The sequence below is a fragment of the Fibrobacter sp. genome, assembly GCF_017551775.1.
Lineage (GTDB): Bacteria > Fibrobacterota > Fibrobacteria > Fibrobacterales > Fibrobacteraceae > Fibrobacter.
On sequence record NZ_JAFZKX010000095.1, the window covers coordinates 39,923 to 45,922 of the forward strand.

The 6,000-nt window shown below is 53.6% G+C and carries 5 protein-coding genes and 1 pseudogene; all 6 read left to right on the plus strand.

Going from position 1 to position 6,000, the window contains the following annotated elements; genetic code table 11:
- The first annotated feature begins 241 nt into the window (after positions 1–241).
- A complete protein-coding gene (locus tag IK012_RS11570) occupies positions 242–652 on the plus strand; it encodes a hypothetical protein (RefSeq protein WP_290954702.1) in 411 nt (136 codons plus the stop codon).
- Between the two features lie 6 nt (positions 653–658).
- Entirely contained in the window at positions 659–2,164 is a 1,506-nt protein-coding gene (locus IK012_RS11575) for a M23 family metallopeptidase (protein WP_290954705.1), read from the plus strand.
- Positions 2,165–2,411: 247 nt separating this feature from the next.
- A complete protein-coding gene (locus tag IK012_RS11580) occupies positions 2,412–2,846 on the plus strand; it encodes a hypothetical protein (protein ID WP_173380114.1) in 435 nt (144 codons plus the stop codon).
- A gap of 236 nt (positions 2,847–3,082) precedes the next feature.
- Positions 3,083–3,379 (plus strand): hypothetical protein, encoded by a 297-nt coding sequence (locus IK012_RS11585; protein ID WP_290954709.1) that lies wholly within the window; start codon positions 3,083–3,085, stop codon positions 3,377–3,379.
- 11 nt (positions 3,380–3,390) lie between these two features.
- On the plus strand, positions 3,391–5,721 hold the full coding sequence (locus tag IK012_RS11590; RefSeq protein WP_290954712.1) for a glycoside hydrolase family 5 protein: 2,331 nt from the start codon (positions 3,391–3,393) through the stop codon (positions 5,719–5,721).
- A 138-nt stretch (positions 5,722–5,859) separates the two neighbouring features.
- Positions 5,860–6,000 (plus strand): annotated as a pseudogene (locus IK012_RS13640) (3-isopropylmalate dehydratase large subunit); the annotation flags it as partial.

Below are 6,000 nucleotides of genomic sequence, written 5' to 3' on the forward strand. Positions count from 1 at the left end.
CTCAAATATAATGCTTTTACTCACGAAAAATCGGCATTTTTAGCAAAAAATCGGCATTTTTTTTATTTTTTTTTGAGAGAAATCTCGTAAGTCATTGAGTATCAACGACTTACGCATTTCAAACAAAATATCGTCCAAATTGGTATAATGCCCCATTTTTTAGGGTCAAATGACAAAATCGCGTAAAAATACTAATATTGGCTCGTATAATACCAAAAATCCTTCAACGTTGGGACAAAACATGAAATTCGTATTTCTCTGCGACGCCAATTACCTTAAGGGCGACCTGGTCAACTTCGTCAATAACTTCCCCACCAACCACGAGCTGGTGACGATGACTTCCGACGACCTGCTGCAGTCCAAGTCCGTCATCGAAGGTACATTCGCGATTCTCGCCGAACGCGCCACCTGGCAGAAGAACTTCAGCCTGTTCCGCTACTTCGGTCTCCTCCCGCTTCTTGAAGTGCTCCCGCTCGGAGTCGTTTCCCGCGGCCGCCGCGGCGAACCCCTCAAGGGCAGAAGCCAGAACAGGAACCAGGAAATCTATTTCAACCCGTCCGCAAGCCCCGAGGAACTCTACCTGCAGGTCGACAAGTTCGTCGCCGCTCCTCCTTCCGGCTTTACGTACCCGAGAGGCTCCAGGAAGGTCTAACCGCCCATGCAGCGGCAGGTTCTCGATTACCTGTATGCGCAAGGCGAACTGGTGATGGCGGTTTTCCCCGGAAGCCGCATTCCCCAGGAGGCCCTTGAAAAATTCGCGCTGGCAATGAACGCTGGCGCGTGTTTTGTTGTTTTCGATTTCACGCGCACCATGAAGGAAAAGGCACCGCTCACGCTGGCGGACCTGTTCACGCGCACGCTCACGAAAACTGAGCTGCAGGAAATCGACGAGCGAAAGCAAGACGGGCTCGTGTTCGGCGGGTTTGCGCCCGTAGATTCCGCCGAGGATTCGTTCCGCAAGTTCTACCGCAATCTCGAATCCATAAAGAAGATTGTACCGCATACGATATGCGTGATGCCCGCGGACGATCCGACCGCGCTCGACAAGAACATCATCGAGATTACGAAGCTCGTGATGATCTCTGCAGACAACGTAAACGACGCCGCGGCATTCATCGAGGATAGCCCGACACTGCAGAAAAAGAACATCCTCTGGCTTCCGGCGAAGTTCCCCGACAAGAAGCGATTCCCGCGCGCAGCGAAGGCCGTCAAGCGCAGTTGCTCGAAGTATGTGGCGGAGCGCAGCAAGTTCGAGGACAAGCCCGAGGCGCTGGCCGAAAGCGTCAAGTACATCTTGAAAGAAGGCATACTGCGCAAGAACCCGATGGAAGGGCTCTCCAGGCTTTTCCGCAACCTATTCCCGTTGTTCCTGCTCATTGCGCTGCTTACGCCATTCATCTACCCGACCAGCATACAAAGTAGCCACTCCAACATGCGCGACCGCATACCCGAAAGGAACAAGCTTTCGGTCGCACCCTCTTTCGACTACACCTTCGACGGCAAGGAGAACCTGCGCCGCATCGCGCGTTACGCCATCGGACGATTCAACGCGGTCATCTCCGACGACAAGATGGTCCGCCAGTACCTCGACGAAACGATAAACGACAACGGTTACAAGGGACAGGGCTGGGAATCGAACGCGCTCGCCACGCCGCCGCAAGGGACCGTCATCAAGTTCTCGCGCCCGAGCAACCTCCCCCGCGCCGCAGCCGATTCCATCGGAGCCGCATGGAAGTACTGGACCTCCATACTTTCGGACAGCGTCGCCTACATCACCGAGTTCTACAACGAGAAAGGCATCGGCGGACGCAAGCACAACGGCATCGACCTGGCATCGAGGCAAGGCGCGCGCATTCTCGCCCCGTTCTCCGCGAAGGCCTATACCAGCAAGAACGAACGCGGCGGCGTAATGATCGGACTCGTACGCGAAAAGGACGTGCTGATCTTTATGCACTGCGACCAACTTTTGTACCTTGACGGGCAAGAAGTTATGCAGGGCGACCCGATAGCGACGGTCGGCATGACTGGGCACACGACAGGCCCGCACGCGCACATTGTAACGGGCGTTATCGACAAGCGCGGCACGAACCGCATCGGGAATGTTTCGTACAAAGTAATAGACCCGATTGCGTGGTATTACAAGTTCAAACCGAACATGCCTTAATAGCGAAACAGCGCATTCAAAAGCCCATTCAAGGCAACAAAAAGCCGCTTTGTGACAGATGTCACTAAAGGTTCCGAAAAACATGGTGACTCAGGTCACAAGAATGGCTTTTTTTTGCTTATTTTCACCGGAAGTAAGTAAATAATTACAAAACCACCATCGCCAAGATATCAACATTTAAATAACTTTGTAACCAGTTTTAGGGACGAAGAGAACTTTAGAGTAAAAACCAAGGAGTTTATCAATAATGAAATCTGGATTTGTGGCCTCTCTCCTCTTCTCTGCAGCAATGTTGGCCGGCTGCTCAGGCATCAAGACACCGACGGCGGATCTCGCCAGCCATGACTCCCGTCATGACATTCCTGCTATCGACCAGATGATCGTCGACATGAAGCAGGACTACATCCAGGCATGCTACATGCCCGTCGCCAAGAGGGAACCGCCCGTCAACGCTTGCCAGACGGAGCTCTTCCAGATGCTCGAACGCCGTTACCACATGAACTACACGCAGAACCACGTGGACATGGCCAGCAACGACCTCTTCTTCAAGGATGTGAATTCCAAGATTACGGACCTCGTGCGCAAGGACCGTCAGGTTGGCGCCGCTGCCCGCAGGGCGTTCGGAAGTACGGACGAGATGATGGCGTACTACCGCGAAGCCTACAAGTTCGAAACGAATTAAGACCGTTCGCGCTTAGTTTGAGTATTAAATTACTCCGGTAAGCGCTCACTCTCACTGCAAAGGCCCGTTAATACGGGCCTTTTCCATTCACAAAAGACCGCTCGTTCGACATTTTGAGTGTCGAGACCTCCGGTTCCTCACTCGCTACCCCCGCAAGGGGGGCCATGCCCACATAAGCGCTGAAGCGCTAAGTGGTCAAAGGTCGCAACCGCCCCAGTTTGATAACTGGGGCTTTGTTGCTCACGGAAGACCGTTCGCGATTACAGACCGAGCACTCGACGTCTCTGGAGCAGAATCTCCGGCAACTCGTGCTCTCTCACTGCAAAGGCCCGTTAAATAAACCTAAGCCGAGTACAGCAGAAACAAGCTTGCTTGTTTCTATTGTTGAGGCGCCGGTTTATGCGATGAAATCGCAATACGGGCCTTTTCCGTTCACGGAAAAGCGCAAACCCGCAGCTGGTAACAACGGTAAACGCTTTGTGACATATAAAAAAGGACATCAACCATTTGCAAATCTATTTTTATTTTTGTAAGTGAGGAAACTATGTCCATCCGCAAAATTTGTTTACCCGCAATAATCCTTTCGGCGCTCCTGCTCCCGGCAAGCGCTTTTATCGCCTGTTCCGATGACCCCAGCAACTCGAACTCCGCCGACGACACCATAGACGATTCCGGCAACGGGGATTCCTCGAGCAATCATCAAAACGCAAATTCATCTTCGTCCGCCCCCAAGGACACGACCATTCTCACGCCTGACGTCCCCCCTCCTGATGGCGGCTACACGGGCACCCTTACCGGCGTATGCGAAGGCCCGTTCCAGGCCGGAGCCACCGTAAAGCTGCAATACCTCTCGGAATCCGACCTTTCGCCGACCGATGATGCGGCAAGCGGCACCGTCTCCGACGAATTCGGCAAATACACCCTTCCGTACTCGGGCCTCCCCTCCTTCGCCATGCAGGAAGTTTCGGGAAAATTCCTGAACATCGTTCAGGGCGATGCCAACGCGACAATGACCCTCCGCTCGCTCATCCGCGGTGTTGACGGCGACACGGCCAACGTGAACATGCTTACCCACCTGGAGGCCCCGCGTATCGCCTACCTGATGAAGGAAAAATCCATGAGCTACGCCGACGCTCAAGGCAAGGCGGAAGGCGAAGTCCTGCGGGCGTTCCACATGCAGAATCATCTTGTTCCGGCGCGCGGTCTTTCCGTATTCGGCAACAGCGCCGCCGACGCGAACCTGCTCACGATTTCGTTCTTGATCACCGCCGACAACGCATCTTCCGACATTCAGGGCATCATAGACGCAATCGCTGCCGATATCGAGAAGGACGGCACATGGGACGACGCCAAAACAAAGGCGCAAATCGCAGACTGGGCGTACATGCAGAGAATGGACGACCTCTCCTACACCCTCGAGAACATGATTCTTCCGCAGGAACTGTCGAACTTCGATCAAAAAGTCCGCATCTTCTGGTTCGAAACGTTCGGGCTCGGCACCTGCGATTCTACCAACCAAGAAGAAATCAAGAAAGCCGTAAACGAGTTCAGCCAATACTACGACAAGAATTTCGTATGCGGAGATTCCATATGGCGTATCGCATCGGCCGCAGTGCTCCAGAACCGCGAAGGATCCGAGCTGTTCGGGGAATGCACCGAAGCGTTGGAAGGAAAGCTTAAAGAATCGGGCGACAAGAATTTCCTCTGCAAAAAATCCAAATGGAAATATGCGAGCGACGAGGAACTCCTGGACATCGCCGTAACAGAAAAGAACGGCGCATGCACCGCCGAGAAAAACGGGAATATCGTCCAACACGAATCCGCTTATGTGTTGTGCCAGAATTCCACCTGGAAAAAATTGAACGTGGTTCCGGTCGACTACTCCAAGGGACGCGCCATGAACGAGAAGCTCGGCCCCGGCATCAACCTGGGCAATGCCTGGGAATCCCAGGGCCAGAAAGGCGCCACGGCCGACTGCGGATGGAGCAACTGCATCAAGGATGAATATTTCAAGATTATCAAGGATGCCGGTTTCAAGTCCATACGCCTCCCCGTCCGCTGGAACTACGATGCCGCGAAGGAAGCGCCCTACACGCTGGATGCCGGCCGACTCGCTGGCGTGAAGGCCGATATCGATCTTGCTCTCGCACAGGGACTCATCGTCATCGTGAACTTCCACCATTACATGGAACTCAACAACTACGCCCTCTACTACGACAACAATCCCAGCGGTTACGACAAGGAAAAGGCTCGTTTCCTCGGAATGTGGGAACAGGTCGCAAGGGAAATGGACGAATACGGCGACGACCAAATCGTGCTGGAAATCTTTAACGAGCCGCATGAAATGAAAAACAAGTTCGTCGATGACCTGATGCTCTCCGCCTACGAAGTCATCCGCAAGAACGCCCCGGGCAAGACAATCATGTTCGAAGGCAACGGATATTCCAAGTTCGCGCAGATTTCGAACGTGAAGCTCCCCGCCGACGGCAACATCATCTTCACGGGCCACTACTACGAACCGTTCGAGTTTACGCACCAGGGTCACGGCTACGACTGCGGAAGAAGGCTGAAGGATACCGACATTTCCAAGATTCCGATGCAGTTCAAGTCTTACGTTGATTCCGCCCTCGTCCATTTCCCCGACATTAACGGCGGGCACATCCCGATGAACATGGGTGAATTCGGCGTTTCGACTTGCGGCGGCAACGGCCCCACCAGCGAAGAGCGCGCGAAATGGACCGACGCGGCCATCAAGGCGGCAGAAAGCTACGGCATGTCCTGGCATTACTGGGGATTCACCGGCGTGGGCGGTTTCGAGGCCTATACGGGAAACTGGAACAGCAATCTCATGGACGTGTTCAGCAAATACCTCTAGATAGCGCATTTTATGGAGTTTGTGCATGGGAGAACCTCGGCAATTGCCGAGGTTTTTTCTATATTTGTGCCGCAATTGAACGGCTCCATTCGGACATTTGCGTAAATGTCCGGACGAGCGCAAAAAAGAGAAAAAATCATGGGAAAATCACTCTATCAGAAGATTTTTGAGAGCCACACGGTAGCAAAGCTCCCGAGCGGCCAGTGCCAGCTCTTTATCGGGCTCCACCTCTGCCACGAAGTCACCAGCCCCCAGGCCTTCGCCCAGCTCCGCGAAGAA